At 67.7% G+C, this 13,919-nt stretch carries 12 protein-coding genes; 6 read left to right on the top strand and 6 right to left on the bottom strand.

Translation table 11 applies throughout. The annotated features are described in order from the left end of the window. The first annotated feature begins 17 nt into the window (after positions 1–17). Together dnaE and LDO27_RS12010 are read left to right on the top strand one after the other, a co-directional pair. Positions 18–3,530, top strand: coding sequence for a DNA polymerase III subunit alpha (gene dnaE, locus LDO27_RS12015; protein WP_224041978.1), 3,513 nt, complete (start codon positions 18–20; stop codon positions 3,528–3,530). Positions 3,531–3,579: 49 nt separating this feature from the next. Continuing rightward, positions 3,580–4,785, top strand: coding sequence for a glycosyltransferase (locus tag LDO27_RS12010; RefSeq protein WP_224041976.1), 1,206 nt, complete (start codon positions 3,580–3,582; stop codon positions 4,783–4,785). Here the strand turns inward: LDO27_RS12010 and LDO27_RS12005 are convergent. Next, positions 4,715–5,506 carry a glycosyltransferase family 2 protein gene (locus LDO27_RS12005; protein WP_224041974.1) on the bottom strand — a complete coding sequence of 264 codons (792 nt, stop codon included), beginning with the start codon at positions 5,504–5,506 and terminating at the stop codon, positions 4,715–4,717. The two genes, LDO27_RS12010 and LDO27_RS12005, sit on opposite strands and share 71 nt — an antisense overlap. Before the next feature lie 10 nt (positions 5,507–5,516). Here LDO27_RS12005 and LDO27_RS12000 point away from each other — a divergent pair, with 10 nt between their 5' ends. The 4 genes from LDO27_RS12000 (at position 5,517) to LDO27_RS11985 (ending at position 9,730) form a co-directional block, all read left to right on the top strand. Continuing rightward, positions 5,517–6,773 carry an O-antigen ligase family protein gene (locus LDO27_RS12000; protein WP_224041973.1) on the top strand — a complete coding sequence of 419 codons (1,257 nt, stop codon included), beginning with the start codon at positions 5,517–5,519 and terminating at the stop codon, positions 6,771–6,773. Then, entirely contained in the window at positions 6,764–8,530 is a 1,767-nt protein-coding gene (gene msbA / locus LDO27_RS11995; protein WP_222202320.1) for a lipid A export permease/ATP-binding protein MsbA, read from the top strand. Before LDO27_RS12000 ends, msbA begins: the two co-directional genes overlap by 10 nt. 120 nt (positions 8,531–8,650) lie before the next feature. Continuing rightward, positions 8,651–9,271: a peroxidase-related enzyme gene (locus LDO27_RS11990; protein WP_224041971.1), complete on the top strand. Its 621-nt coding sequence runs from the start codon at positions 8,651–8,653 to the stop codon at positions 9,269–9,271. A 111-nt stretch (positions 9,272–9,382) separates the two neighbouring features. Then, complete coding sequence (locus LDO27_RS11985; protein WP_222201593.1) at positions 9,383–9,730, top strand: hypothetical protein; 348 nt, start codon at positions 9,383–9,385, stop codon at positions 9,728–9,730. A 21-nt stretch (positions 9,731–9,751) separates the two neighbouring features. Here LDO27_RS11985 and LDO27_RS11980 read toward each other — a convergent pair whose 3' ends face one another. From LDO27_RS11980 to rsfS, 5 genes are all read right to left on the bottom strand, one after another. Continuing rightward, positions 9,752–10,285, bottom strand: a complete 534-nt coding sequence (locus LDO27_RS11980; RefSeq protein ID WP_224041969.1) for a hypothetical protein — start codon at positions 10,283–10,285, stop codon at positions 9,752–9,754. A 90-nt stretch (positions 10,286–10,375) separates the two neighbouring features. Continuing rightward, positions 10,376–11,839, bottom strand: a complete 1,464-nt coding sequence (rng, locus tag LDO27_RS11975; RefSeq protein WP_222201591.1) for a ribonuclease G — start codon at positions 11,837–11,839, stop codon at positions 10,376–10,378. A 16-nt stretch (positions 11,840–11,855) separates the two neighbouring features. After that, complete coding sequence (locus tag LDO27_RS11970; RefSeq protein WP_222202318.1) at positions 11,856–12,458, bottom strand: Maf family protein; 603 nt, start codon at positions 12,456–12,458, stop codon at positions 11,856–11,858. 170 nt (positions 12,459–12,628) lie between these two features. Further along, positions 12,629–13,099 (bottom strand): 23S rRNA (pseudouridine(1915)-N(3))-methyltransferase RlmH, encoded by a 471-nt coding sequence (rlmH, locus tag LDO27_RS11965; RefSeq protein ID WP_222201590.1) that lies wholly within the window; start codon positions 13,097–13,099, stop codon positions 12,629–12,631. A 61-nt stretch (positions 13,100–13,160) separates the two neighbouring features. After that, on the bottom strand, positions 13,161–13,919 hold the full coding sequence (gene rsfS / locus LDO27_RS11960; RefSeq protein ID WP_222201589.1) for a ribosome silencing factor: 759 nt from the start codon (positions 13,917–13,919) through the stop codon (positions 13,161–13,163).

Below are 13,919 nucleotides of genomic sequence, written 5' to 3'. Positions count from 1 at the left end.
CCGTTACAATGGCGGCCATGTCTTCGCCCCGCTTCGTACACCTCCGCCTCCACTCCGAATACTCCATCGTCGACGGCATCGTGCGCCTGGACGATGCCGTTTCGGCCGCCGCCGCCGATGGCATGGGCGCGCTCGCGCTGACCGACTTGGCCAACGCCTTCGGCCTGATCCGCTTCTACAAGGAGGCGCGCTCCGGCGGCGTGAAGCCGATCGTCGGCGCCGACGTGTGGCTCACCAATGGCGACGACCGCGACAAGCCCACGCGGCTGTTGCTGCTGGTGCAGGACCAGCGGGGCTACCTGAACCTTTGCATGCTGCTGTCGCGCGCGTGGCTGGCGAACCAGCATCGCGGGCGAGCCGAAATCGAGCCCGCCTGGTTCGAGGAGGCCGGGGCGGACGGACTGCCGTTGTCGGCCGGCCTGATCGCGCTGTCGGGCGCCATGGGCGGCGATATCGGCATGGCGCTTGCCAACGGCAACGAGGCCGGCGCCGAACGCGCGGCCCGCCATTGGGCGAGCGTGTTCCCGCAGCGCTTCTACATCGAGCTGCAACGCGCGGAACTGCCAGGCACCGAGGCCTACGTGCAGCGCGCCGTGCAGCTTGCCGCCTCGCTGCAGCTGCCGGTGGTGGCCACGCATCCGGTGCAGTTCATGACCCCGGACGATTTCACCGCGCACGAGGCACGCGTGTGCATCGCCGAGGGCGAGCTGCTCGCCAACCCGCGGCGCACGCGCCGCTTCACCACCGACCAGTATTTCAAGACGCAGGACGAGATGTGCGCGCTGTTCGCCGACATCCCGTCCGCGCTCGAGAACGCGGTGCAGATCGCGCGCCGCTGCAACCTGACGCTGGAACTTGGCAGGCCGCGCCTGCCGCTGTTTCCCACGCCGGACGGCATGTCGCTCGACGACTACCTCGTCCATATGGCCAAGGAAGGGCTGGAGCGCCGGCTGGAGGTGCTGTTCCCCGACGAGACCGTGCGCGAAGGCAAGCGGCCCGAATATTACGAGCGCCTGAAGTTCGAGACCGACACCATCATCAAGATGGGCTTTCCCGGCTACTTCCTGATCGTGGCCGACTTCATCAACTGGGCCAAGAACAACGGTGTGCCGGTGGGCCCCGGACGGGGTTCCGGCGCCGGTTCGCTGGTGGCCTACGCGCTCGGCATCACCGACCTCGATCCGCTCAAGTACGCGCTGCTGTTCGAGCGGTTCCTGAACCCGGAACGGGTCTCGATGCCCGACTTCGACATCGACTTTTGCCAGCACGGGCGGGATCGCGTGATCACGTACGTGAAGGAGAAATACGGCAAGGACGCGGTGTCGCAGATCGCGACCTTCGGCACCATGGCGGCGAAGGCCGCGGTGCGCGACGTGGGCCGGGTGCTGGACCTGGGGTACAACTTCGTCGACGGCGTGGCCAAGCTGATCCCGTTCAAGCCGGGCAAGCTGGTGACGATCGAGGAGGCGAAGAAGGAAGAGCCGATGCTCGGCGAGCGCGAGAGCAACGAGGAGGAGGTGCGCCAGCTCCTCGAACTCGCGCAGCGCGTGGAGGGCATGACCCGCAACGTCGGCATGCACGCCGGCGGCGTGCTGATCGCGCCCGGGAAGCTGACCGACTTCTGCCCGCTCTACACGCAAGGCGCGCAGAACGACGGCATGAGCGGCGTGGTCAGCCAGTACGACAAGGACGACGTGGAGGCCGCAGGCCTGGTCAAGTTCGACTTTCTGGGCCTGACCACGCTGACGATCCTCGACTGGGCCGAGCGCTATATCCGCCGGCTCGACCCGAGCAAGGCGGACTGGAACTGCAGCCAGATTCCGCTGAACGACGCGCCCGCCTTCGACATCCTGAAGACGGCGAACACGGTGGCCGTGTTCCAGCTGGAAAGCCGCGGCATGCAGGGCATGCTCAAGGACGCCAAGCCCGACCGCTTCGAGGACATCATCGCGCTGGTGGCGCTCTATCGTCCCGGCCCGATGGACCTGATCCCCAGCTTCTGCGCCCGCAAGCATGGCCGCGAGAAAGTGGAATATCCGGACCCGCGCGTCGAGCCCGTGCTCAAGGAGACCTACGGCATCATGGTCTACCAGGAGCAGGTGATGCAGATGGCGCAGATCATCGGCGGCTATTCGCTGGGCGGCGCTGACCTGCTGCGCCGGGCCATGGGCAAGAAGAAGCCCGAGGAGATGGCCAAGCACCGCGAGCTGTTCCGCGAGGGCGCCGCCGTGAACGGGCTGACCGCCCAGCAGGCCGACGACATCTTCGACCTGATGGAGAAATTCGCGGGCTACGGCTTCAACAAGTCGCACGCGGCCGCGTACGCGCTGCTGGCGTACTACACCGCCTGGCTCAAGGCACACCATCCGGCCGAATTCATGGCGGCGAACATGTCGCTCGCCATGGACGACACCGACAAGGTCAAGATCCTCTACGAGGACTGCAAGCTGAACGGCCTGAAGGTGCTGCCGCCCGACGTGAACGCCAGCGAGTACCGCTTCGCGCCGACCGATGCCAAGACCATCCGCTACGGCCTGGGCGGCATCAAGGGCTCCGGCCAGGGTGCGATCGAGGACATCCTGCGCGCCCGCGCGGAGCAGCCGTTCACCGACCTGTTCGACTTCTGCGAACGCGTGGACCGGCGCCAGGTGAACCGCCGCACCATCGAGGCGCTGATCCGCGCCGGGGCCTTCGACAGCCTGAACGACAACCGCGCGCAGTTGCTGGCCTCGGTGTCGCGCGCGATGGAAGCGGCCGAGCAGAAGGCCGAGTCCGCCAACCAGGTGTCGCTGTTCGACCTGATGGGCGACGCGGGCGACGCCCATCGCCCCGAACTGCTGGACGAACCGCGCTGGACGCCGAAGCGCACGCTGCAGGAAGAAAAGCAGGCGCTTGGCTATTACTTCTCGGGCCATCTGTTCGACGCGTACCGCGATGAGGTGCGGCGCTTCGTCAAGGGCACGCTGGCGGCGCTGGAAAAGGAAGTGCAGGGCAACGGTGGCGGCTTCGGCCGCGATGTGCGCAACAAGGTCGTCGCCGGCGTGATCACCGGCATCCGCACCCAGATGACGCAGCGCGGCAAGATGCTGATCGTGTTGCTGGACGACGGCACCGGGCAGGTCGAGATGACGGTGTTCAACGAACTGTTCGACGCGAACCGCCACATGTTCCGGGAGGACGAGATGCTCATCGCCCAGGGCAATGCCCGCCACGATACCTTCACGGGCGGTGTGCGTTTCACCGCGGAGTCGGTGATGGACCTGGTGGCCGCGCGCGCCCGCTATGCGGAGGCGGTGCAGCTGTCGTTCAACGGCAATGCCTCGACCGCGCTGCTGCGCGAGCTGCTGACGCCGTATCTGGCCGGCACGACCAATACGCCGGGCGTGCCGGTGCGCATCAGCTATGTCACCGCGGGCGCGCAGTGCGATGCGATGCTTGGCAAGGACTGGCAGGTCACGCCGTCCGACGATGCGCTGGGCAGTTTCCGCGCGGCGCTGCCGGGTGACAGCGTGCGTGTGATTTATGGCTGAACGGCAAGCCGCTCGCCAGTCTGCGCGCTCGCCGGGATCCCGGCCCCGGGTGCTGTTTCACATCACCCAGTTCCTGCGCGGCGGGATCGAGACTTCGCTGGTGTCGCTGATGAACGCGCTCGCCGGCGAGGGCGTCGACGTGGGACTGACGGTGGCCTTTCCGACCGAGGCGCTGGAGACCCATTTCCGCGCACGCATCGCGCCGCAGGTAAGCATTCACGTGCTGGGCCCCGAAGCGTGGCTGTCGCGCACGCGCCAGCTGAAAAAGGCAGGCCAGCTGGGACCGCTTGGCAAGATCTGCGAAGACCTGCTGCTGCCGGCGATCCGCAAGCCGATCTTCAATCAGCGCTTTCGCCGTATCGCCGCCGGCTACGACGTGGTGGTGGACTACGACATGTCGCTGTCGCGCCTGACCGGTCCGCTGCCGGTGCCGATGCTCGGCTATTCGCATTTCAGCGTCGCCCATCTGGCGCAGGGCCATCGCCGCAAGCTGCGCAAGCTCAAGCGCCAATGCCGCGAGCACTACGACCGCATCGTGGTGCTCAACGACACCATGCTGCGCGATGCGCGCGCCCTGATCCCCGAGGCGGCGGACAAGTTCGTGCGCCTCTACAACGCCATCGACCTGCAGCATATCCGCGCGCTCGCGGCGCAGCCCTTCGACGGGGCGCCCGAACCGTACATCGTGTCGGTGGGCCGGCTGGAGGAAAGCCAGAAGGATTTCACCACGCTGCTCAAGGCCTACGCGCTGCTGGTCGAGCGCACTGGTGCGCCGGAGGCGCTGGTGATCGTGGGCGACGGCGCGTCCCGCAAGGCGCTGGAGGGGCTGGCGCGCGAGCTCGGCCTGGCCGCGCGCGTGCGCTTTGTCGGCTTTCAGGCCAATCCCTATGTGTGGATCCGCCATGCGCGGCTGATGGCGTACAGCTCCAAGATGGAAGGGCTGCCGAACGTGCTGCTCGAAGGCATGGCGGTGGGACAGCTGGTGATCAGCACCGATTGCCCGGTGGGCCCGCGCGAGATCCTGGACGAAGGCCGCGCCGGCATGCTGACCCCGGTGGGCGACGTCGAGGCGCTGGCCGATGCGATGGCGCGCGGGCTGCGCGACGAGGCGCTGCGCCAGCAACTGCTGGCTTACGCTGCCGCGCATATCGCCCAGATGGGCTTCGGCCCGACCGCCCGCGCGTTCAGCGACTGTGTTGCGGACCTGCTGGCGGCGCGCCATCCCGCGCCTGCTGCTGCAGATGCCAGAGCTTGATGTATTTGTAGTAGCTGGCCTGACCGTTCATCAACGCCACGCCCAGCCCCTGGCCGCCATCGAGGAAGCCGCGCCGCAGCAGGTACGTGCGCAGGAACGCCCAGGCGCCGTGCAGCACGGCGCTCGCCGGCGTGGCGGTCTTGCCGCGCGCCAGGCCCTGGCGCGCACCGAGCGTCGAGTACTGGTCGATCTTGCGCAGGACCTGGGAATAGTCGTCGTAGGTGTAGTGCAGCAGCGGCGAGGCGAGGCGGGCGGTGGCGCCGTCGACGATCAGGCGCTCGTGCACCAGATCGTCGGAGAAGCGGGCACGGCCGCGCCGGAACAGGCGGGTGACGTAGTCCGGGTACCAGCCGCCGTGGTGGATGAAGCGGCCGCAGAAGCGGGACAGCCGGGGCATTTCGTAGGCATCGGCCGCGCCCGAGGCAGCGGCGGCCAGGATCTGGTCGCGCAGCTCGGGCGTGACGCGCTCGTCCGCGTCGATGGAAAACACCCATTCGGTGTTGCTGTCGACGTGGGCCAGCGCGAGGTTTTTCTGAGGACCGAAACCGGGCCAGGACGTGGTTTCGAAAACCTCGGCGCCCATGCTGCGAGCCAGCTCCACGGTGCCGTCCTCGCTACCCGAATCCACTATAATCGCGCGGTCGCACCATGACACGCTCTCCAGGCACGCTCGGATATTGTGCGCCTCGTTTTTTGTAATCAGTACGACTGAGATCTTCATAGAGTTTCTTATGGTGTTTCGTGCGACCGCGGCCACCGGCCAAAGCTGGCTGGCCAATGGACTAGTGCTGGCGTTTCCCGTCCTGCTGCTTGGCGTGCCAAGGGGCTCGGGCGTGTTTCTCGCCGCCATCCTGGTCGGTGCGATATTGAGCTTCCGCGGCGCCGGCCGCATTCTGGCGGAGCACGGCGAGTGGCTCAAGCCGCTCGGGCTTGCCATTCTAGCGGTAGGCGCCGTGTGCCTGGCCTCGAAGGTGTACTTCGACCTCGAGTGGTCGTCGCTGGACAATCCCTCGCGCATCCTGCTCGCCTGGCTCGCCTGCCTGGTGATACTGCGCTACCGGCCGGACAGCCGCTGGCTCTGGTACGGTGTGCCGGTCGCGATCGCGCTGACGCTGGTGATCGTGAGCTACCAGAAGCTGGCATTGGGCGAGGCGCGACCGGCGGCATGGGTGCAGCCGATCGCCTTCGGCAACATGGTGGCGGCGTTCGGCCTGATCGGTTTCGTTCGGCCCGGGCAGCGGGCGGTCGATCACCTGCTGGGCTGGGGCGTATTGATCGCGGCCGTGGCGATCCTGGTGGTCAACGGTTCGCGCGGTGCCTGGCTGGCGCTGATGGTCACCACCGTGGTGATGCTGCCCGTGCGCCATCGGCATATCCGGCCGGTGGCCTTCGTCGCGCTGGTCGCCATGCTGGTGGCCGCGGCGGCGGCGCTGTACGCCTTGCCCGACAGCCCGGTGGCCAAGCGCGTGGACAAGGTCGGGCAGGACATCGCGCAGTTCAAGGAAGGCAATCCCGATTCCTCGACCGGCGCGCGGCTGCTGATGTGGCAGCTGGCCGCCTCGGCGGTGAAGGAACACCCGTGGACCGGCGTGGGCCTGGGCCGGTTCAGCCGGCTCACGCGCGAGCTGCCGGCCTGCCAGGCAAGCCACAAGCGGCACGAGTTCTGCCTGGAGCATGCGCACAACGACGTCATGGAGGCGCTCGCGACCACGGGCATTCCCGGCCTGCTGGCGTTGATGGGCATGTTCCTGGTGCCGGCGGCGCTGTTCTGGCGGCTGCTGCGTCGCAGTAGTGACGAGCACCCGGTGGGGCTGAGCCTCGCCGCGGCGGGGCTGGCCGTGGTGCTGACCAGCGTGATCGGCGGCCTGACCCAGGTCACCATGGCGCACCAGGCCAATATCGTCTTCTATGCCGGCACCGTCGGCCTGCTGCTGGGATTGGCCATCGTCAACCAGGGCAAACCTCGGAACAACAACGAATCACTGTGAACAAGCCACTGCAATCCCCCACAGAGACCGACACGCTCAAGCGCGTCTGGTCCTATCTGCGTCCCGAAGTGCGGGTGTTCGCCCTGGCCATCCTGGCCATGGCCGTGGTTGCCGCCTGCGAGGGTGCCATCCCGAAGGTGGTCAACGACCTGCTCGACAAGGGATTCGGCGGCTCCTATGCCGGCAAGCTGTGGCACGTGCCGGCGCTGCTGATTGGCGTGGCACTGCTGCGCGGCCTCGCGCAGTTCGCCTCGGGCTATCTGCTCGCGGCCATCTCCAACCGCGTGCTGCTGAAGATGCGCATGCAGATGTTCGAGCGCATGCTGCATGCGCCGGCCATGTTCTTTCACCGCAATACGGCGGCCTCGCTGATCAACGCGGTGATCTTCGAGGTCAACCAGGTCATGCAGATCCTGACCGGCGTGCTGATCACGCTGGTGCGCGACTCGCTGACCGTGGTGGCCCTGCTGATCTACCTCTTCTACACGAACTGGCAGCTGACGCTGGTGGTGGCCGTGATCCTGCCGGTGATCGGATTCATCATGTCCAAGGTCAACCGGCGCCTGCGCCGCCTGAACCGCGAGCACCAGACGCTGACCAATACCGCCGCCTACGTGGTCGAGGAAGCCGCCGGCGGCTACAAGGTGGTCAAGCTGCATGGCGGCGAGGCCTACGAGACCTCGCGCTTTCATGCGATGGCCGAGCGGCTGCGCGGCTATGCGATGCGCATGGCGGTGGCCGGCGGCCTGAACCAGCCGGTGACGGCGTTCCTGGCTTCGGTCGCGCTGTCGGTGATCCTGACCATTGCGATGATCCAGTCGCAGGCCAACCAGACCACGGTAGGCGCCTTCACTGGCTTTGTGATGGCCATGCTGCTGCTGATCTCGCCGCTGAAGCACCTGACCGACCTGAACCAGCCGCTCACGCGCGGGCTGACGGCGGCAGAGATGATCTTCCGCCTGATCGACGAGCCGGTGGAGCCGCAGGAAGGCGGCCTGCCGCTGGAGCGCGCGCACGGCGAGCTGTCGTTCGAGCAGGTCGGCTTCCGCTACGGCGACGCAGGTCGCGCCGCGCTGGAGAAGGTCGATCTGCGCGTGGCGGCGGGCGAGGTGGTGGCGCTGGTCGGTCCCTCCGGCAGCGGCAAGACCACGCTGGTCAATCTGGTGCCGCGCTTCTTCGACCCCACCGAAGGCCGCATCCTGCTCGATGGCCAGCCGCTGAGCGCGCTGTCGCTGAAGGACCTGCGCCGCCAGATCGCCTTCGTCAGCCAGGACGTGGTGCTGTTCAACGACACGGTGGCGGCGAACGTGGCCTACGGCGTGCATTCGGCGGACCAGATCGACCTGGCGCGCGTCGAGCGCGCACTGGCCGCGGCGTACCTCACCGACGTCGTGGCGCGCCTGGACCAGGGCGTGCAGACCAATATCGGCGACAATGGCATGAAGCTGTCGGGCGGCCAGCGGCAGCGCATGGCGATCGCCCGGGCGATCTACAAGGACGCCCCGATTCTGATCCTGGACGAGGCGACCTCGGCGCTGGATTCGGAATCCGAGCGCCAGGTCCAGCAGGCGCTGGAGTCGCTGATGGCGGGCCGCACCACGCTGGTGATCGCGCACCGGTTGTCGACCATCGAGAACGCCGACCGCATCGTCGTGCTCGACCATGGCCGGGTTGCCGAACAAGGAACGCATGCCGCGCTGATCGAGGCCAACGGCCTCTATGCCGGCCTGCACCGGATTCAGTTCGCGACGCAATAGGCCGGCGCCTTCGGGCGGCTGGCCGAACGCGGCGCGTTGAGGGGCCATCCGCCGTCCCGCGGCGGGTGGAAGATGCCAACCAGACGGAGCCGCACGCACGGCTTCCCGCAGGAGACAGCCATGACCGCCCAGCCTCGCGCAGCATCCGCGCCGCAGACCGGCGCCCGCCCCATCAGCCGCTACCCGGTGCCGGCGCTGGCCGACCTGCCGGACGATATCCGCCAGCGCATGCTGGAAGTCCAGGAGAAGGCGGGCTTCGTGCCCAACGTCTTTCTCACGCTCGCGCACCGCCCGGACGAATTCCGCGCCTTCTTCGCCTATCACGACGCGCTGATGCTCAAGGAGGGCGGCCTGACCAAGGGTGAGCGCGAGATGATCGTGGTGGCCACCTCGGGCGCCAACCAGTGCCTGTATTGCGTGGTGGCCCATGGCGCCATCCTGCGGGTCTACGAAAAGCAGCCGCTGCTGGCCGACCAGGTTGCCGTCAACTACCGCAAGGCGGACCTGAGCCCGCGCCAGCGCGCCATGCTGGATTTTGCGATGAAGGTGTGCGAGGCCTCGCACCAGATCGACGAGGACGACTTCGCGGCGCTGCGCGAACACGGCTTCAGCGACGAGGACGCCTGGGATATTGCGGCCATCACCGCCTTCTTCGGGCTGTCGAACCGCATGGCCAACACCATCGGCATGCGCCCCAACGATGAGTTCTTTCTGATAGGCCGCGTGCCCAAGGCGAAGTAAGCTCGCGGGCGGTGCCGGGGCGCCTGCCGCTGGATCGACACCAAATCGGCCCAGCACATGGTCCCCGACATGGCTCCCCGAGATCGACCCCAAAACGACAAAGGATTCCGCATGCCCTCGTTCTTCGGTTCACGACTGCTTGCCCGGCTGCTGTGCCTCACCTCCTGCGCCGTCGCGCTGGCCGCCTGCGCCAGCCGGCCGATGATCGACCCCGGCGCGCCGCCCAACGCGGGGCCGCAAGGCGCTCCCGGCACGGAGCAGGGTTGCGAGGCGAACAAGATGTCCGACGATGCGCTGGTCGGAAAGCCCGAGGCGGAGGCCGTCGCGCTGCTCAAGGGTTGCCCCTGGCGCATCGGCCAGCGCGATGCACAGCAGTATCCCGGCACCATGGACTACAACCCCGACCGCCGCACGCTCGGTATCGCGGGCGGCATCGTGGTCTGGGTCAGGCGCGGCTGATCCGGGCCTGGCTACGGCACGCTAGCGCAGCCGCGCGCAACGGCCGCTCGCCGGATCGAACATGACCGGCCACGCCTGCTCGTAGATGCCCGGCGTGCAGCGCTTCTCGCAGCCCGCATGGGCCAGCGTCACGCGCCGGGGATCCTGCCAGACCATCAGCGTGCAGCTGCTGCCATCGAGCGCCTTCAGTTCGATATGGGGAGCGCTGCGGCTCTGGCGGAATTCGGCCAGATCGAAGCTGCACTGCCCCCGCTGCTTCGGCACCCACAGCCGCCAGGTCAGGCTGCGCACCTCGTTATTCGATACATGCACGCGCGCTTCCTCGCGAAAGCCGTCGTCCTCGGTCTGGCTGCATTCGCCAGTGATCTCGATGACGCGCGTTGGAATGGGCGTGGGTGGGGCAATGCGCGGCGCTTCGCCGGCGGGGGCGGGGGGAGTGGCCGCGGCGGTGGGGCCCGCGGGGACGGGCAGCGGCGCGCAGCCCGGCACCATCGCGGCGATTCCCAGCACCAGCGAAAGAACGAGCAGCAGAGGGGTGGGGCGGTCCGCTTTCATCGTCGCTCCTGTCGTCGGGCTTGCTGATTCCGTTATAGCGGACGCGGCCACGGGCCGCGCGGAGGGCTTACCCCGAGACCGGGGGCGCCATCACATCAGGATGATGTCGTACTGCTCCTGATGGAAGGTCGATTCGACCTGCAGGGAGATCGGCTTGCCGATGAAGTCGCCCAGCATCGCCATATGCTGGCTTTCCTCCTCGAGGAACAGGTCGATGACTTCCTGCGAGGCGAGGATGCGGAATTCGCGCGGATTGAACTGCCGCGACTCGCGCATGATCTCGCGCAGGATTTCATAGCAGACCGTGCGCGGCGTCTTGACCTGGCCCTTGCCCGTGCAGACCGGGCATTGTTCGCACAGTACGTGGGCCAGCGACTCGCGCGTGCGCTTGCGCGTCATCTCGACCAGTCCCAGCTGCGAGAACCCGTTGACCGTGATGCGCGTGCGATCGCGGGCCAGCGCGCGCTTGAGCTCGGACAGCACCGCGTCGCGGTGCTCGACATTCTCCATGTCGATGAAGTCGATGATGATGATGCCGCCCAGATTGCGCAGCCGCAGCTGACGCGCGATGGTGTGCGCCGCTTCGAGGTTGGTCTTGAAGATCGTGTCGTCGAAGTTGCGCGCGCCGACATAGCCGCCGGTGTTGACGTCGATCGTCGTCATCGCCTCGGTCTGGTCGATCATCAGGTAGCCGCCGGACTTCAGGTCGACACGTCGCGACAGCGCGCGCTCGATCTCGGCGTCGATATTGAACAGGTCAAAGATGGGCCGCTCGCCGGTGTAGTGCGACAGGCGCGACAGCACCGCCGGCGTGTATTCCTGCGCGAACTCCAGCAGCTTCTGGAAGTTCTCGCGCGAATCGACCTGGATCACGCCGGTGGCGTCGTTGACGAAGTCGCGCAGCACGCGCTGCGCCAGGCTCAGGTCCTGGTACAGCAGGCTCGGTGCCGGCTGCGTGGTGGCGTTCAGGCGGATCGCACTCCAGATCTTGCGCAGGTAGGCGATATCGTTGCCCAGTTCGTCGTCGTTGGCTTCCTCGGCGATGGTGCGCACGATGAAGCCGCCACGTTCGTCGGGCGGCACCAGGCCCTGCACGCGGGCGCGCAGCGCCTCGCGGTCCACCTCGCCTTCGATGCGCTGCGAGATGCCGATATGGGGGTCCTGCGGCAGGTACACGAGCGTGCGGCCGGCAATGCTGATCTGGGTGGACAGGCGCGCGCCCTTGGTGCCGATCGGGTCCTTGATGACCTGCACGGTCAGCGCCTGCCCTTCGAACAGCGTCTTCTCGATGGCCAGTTGCGGCGTGCCGTTGCGCTCCGCCTCGCGCGGGTGCCAGATGTCGGCCACATGCAGGAAGGCGGCGCGTTCGAGGCCGATATCGATGAAGGCCGATTGCATGCCGGGCAGCACGCGCACCACCTTGCCGAGATAGATATTGCCGACCAGCCCGCGGGTCAGCGTGCGCTCGACATGCAGCTCCTGGACGGCGGCCTGCTGCACGATGGCGACACGGGTTTCCTGCGGAGTGATATTGACGAGGATGTCTTCGGTCATAGGAGGAGGCCGCCGGTCAGAACCGCAGCCGCGCCTGTCGCAGCAGCGCGGCCGTCTCGAACAGGGGCAGACCCATGATACCCGAATAGCTACCCGCGATCCGTTGCACGAACTCGGCGGCGCGGCCCTGGATGCCGTATGCGCCGGCCTTGCCGACGGGCTCGCCGCTGGCCACGTAGCGCGCGATTTCGTCCTCGTCCATCGGGCGGAAGGTGACCTCGGAAACGGACAGCGCGTGGTGGGCGCCGAAGGTCGAGACCACGGTGACGGCGGTCAGCACGCGGTGCGTCATGCCGGAAAGCGCGGTCAGCATGCGCGTGGCGTGGTCGGCATCGTCGGGCTTGCCCAGGATCGCGCCGCCGAGGCACACCGTCGTGTCCGACGTCAGGATCGGCGCCTCCGGCAGCGCGCGCCGTTCGCGGCGCCGCAGCGCGGCCTCGGCCTTCAGCGCGCACACGCGTTGGACATAGTCGTCGGGCGTTTCACCCGGCAGCACGGCTTCGAGCGCCTCGGCATCCTCGTCGTCATCGGCGAGAAGCAGTTCGAAGCTGACGCCGAGCTGGCTCAGCAGTTCGCGCCGGCGCGGGCTCTGGGAGGCGAGATAGACGTAGGGATGGATCACGGCGGATGGCGGAAGTCAGCGGGATGGCCGGGCGGCATCGCGATGCCGCAATGCCGCGCCTCGCGTCGCGATGGCGCTGGCCGGATGAGTCGCATTGTACGCGTGGCCTAGTGCACCGCAAGCGCGGGAGCGCATGCCGGCGCGGGGCGGCGCCGGCATGCGGGAATTCAGGCGCGATGGTAGGGGTGGTTCTGCGTGACCGACCAGGCCCGGTAGAGCTGCTCGGCGAGCAGCACGCGGACCATGCCATGCGGCAGGGTCAGGCTGGAGAGGCGCAGCAGGGTGTTGGCGCGCGACTTGATGGACGGATCGAGCCCGTCCGCGCCACCGATCACGAAGGCGACATCGCCGCCTTCGCGCTGCCAGCCGGTGAGCTGTTCGGCCAGCTGCACGGTGGTGAGATCGCGGCCGCGCTCGTCGAGCGCGACGATGCGGCATTGCCGCGGCAGCGCGGCCTCGATGCGCGCCGCCTCGCGTTGCATCACGGTGGCGGCGTTGTTGCTGGAGGAGCGGGTCTCGGGCTTGATCTCGCGCAGTTCGATGCGCAACTCCGGCGGCATGCGCTTGGCATACTCGGCGAAGCCGGCCTCGATCCAGCCTGGCATCTTGTGGCCCACCGCGACGATCAGCAGTTGCATGGTGTCATGCTCGTGCCGGCCGGATGCCGAAGATGCCGTTTTCCCGCATGTGCCGCCGGCCTCAGGCCGAACGCGTGGTGCGCTTGCGCGGCGCGGCGGTCTTGGCGGCGGACTTGGTGGCGGTTTTCGCCGCGGTCTTGGTGGCCGTCTTGCCCGCCGTCTTGGCCGTGGCCTTGGTGGCGGTCTTGCGCGCCGTGCCGGTGGCGGCCGTCTTGCGCGGCGCCGACTTGGCCGCTGCCGTGCGCGAAGGCGCGGCGCCGCTGCTGCTGGTGGTGCGCGTGCGCGCCGGCTTGCGGATGGTGGCGATGGCGTCCGGGTCGGTATCCTCGTGGCCCATCGGCGGGGAGGGTTCCTTCATGCCTTCGGGCAGGCGCGCCAGCGACGGGCGCTCGCCCACGGCGCGGCGGGTGCGCGGGCGCGGCGCGTCATCGTCTTCGCCGTCCATCGGCTCGCTGGCCTTGGCCAGGCCACGGGCAGAGGCCAGCTTGATGCGCACCGGCTTGTCGCCCCAGATTTCCTCGAGGTTGTAGTACAGGCGCAGTTGCGGCTGCAGGATATGCACGACCGCGTCGCCGCAATCGACAAGCACCCACTCGCCGGTTTCCAGGCCCTCGACCGCCACGATATGGCCGCCGGCGTCCTTGACCGTATCGCGCACGGAGGCGGCGAGCGCCTTGGTCTGGCGGTTCGAGGTGCCGCTGGCGATCACCACACGGTCGAACAGCTCCGTCAGGTGGGAGGTGTCGAAGACCTTGATGTCCTGCGCCTTGACATCTTCGAGGCCGTCGACGATGGCGCGCTGCAGTTTGCGAATATCCAT

This window comes from Cupriavidus respiraculi (assembly GCF_914271545.1).
GTDB classification, from domain to species: domain Bacteria; phylum Pseudomonadota; class Gammaproteobacteria; order Burkholderiales; family Burkholderiaceae; genus Cupriavidus; species Cupriavidus respiraculi.
The sequence above is the reverse complement of the archived record's forward strand: the minus strand, read 5'-3'. Positions and strand labels throughout refer to the sequence as shown.

What these genes read in the sequence shown, in the direction of transcription:
- dnaE (WP_224041978.1), top strand. Translation starts at nt 18, where the DNA reads ATGTCTTCGCCCCGCTTCGTACACCTCCGCCTCCACTCCGAATACTCC.
- LDO27_RS12005 (WP_224041974.1), bottom strand. Translation starts at nt 5,506, where the DNA reads ATGAAGATCTCAGTCGTACTGATTACAAAAAACGAGGCGCACAATATC.
- LDO27_RS12000 (WP_224041973.1), top strand. Translation starts at nt 5,517, where the DNA reads ATGGTGTTTCGTGCGACCGCGGCCACCGGCCAAAGCTGGCTGGCCAAT.
- LDO27_RS11990 (WP_224041971.1), top strand. Translation starts at nt 8,651, where the DNA reads ATGACCGCCCAGCCTCGCGCAGCATCCGCGCCGCAGACCGGCGCCCGC.
- LDO27_RS11985 (WP_222201593.1), top strand. Translation starts at nt 9,383, where the DNA reads ATGCCCTCGTTCTTCGGTTCACGACTGCTTGCCCGGCTGCTGTGCCTC.
- LDO27_RS11980 (WP_224041969.1), bottom strand. Translation starts at nt 10,285, where the DNA reads ATGAAAGCGGACCGCCCCACCCCTCTGCTGCTCGTTCTTTCGCTGGTG.
- rng (WP_222201591.1), bottom strand. Translation starts at nt 11,839, where the DNA reads ATGACCGAAGACATCCTCGTCAATATCACTCCGCAGGAAACCCGTGTC.
- rlmH (WP_222201590.1), bottom strand. Translation starts at nt 13,099, where the DNA reads ATGCAACTGCTGATCGTCGCGGTGGGCCACAAGATGCCAGGCTGGATC.
- rsfS (WP_222201589.1), bottom strand. Translation starts at nt 13,919, where the DNA reads ATGGATATTCGCAAACTGCAGCGCGCCATCGTCGACGGCCTCGAAGAT.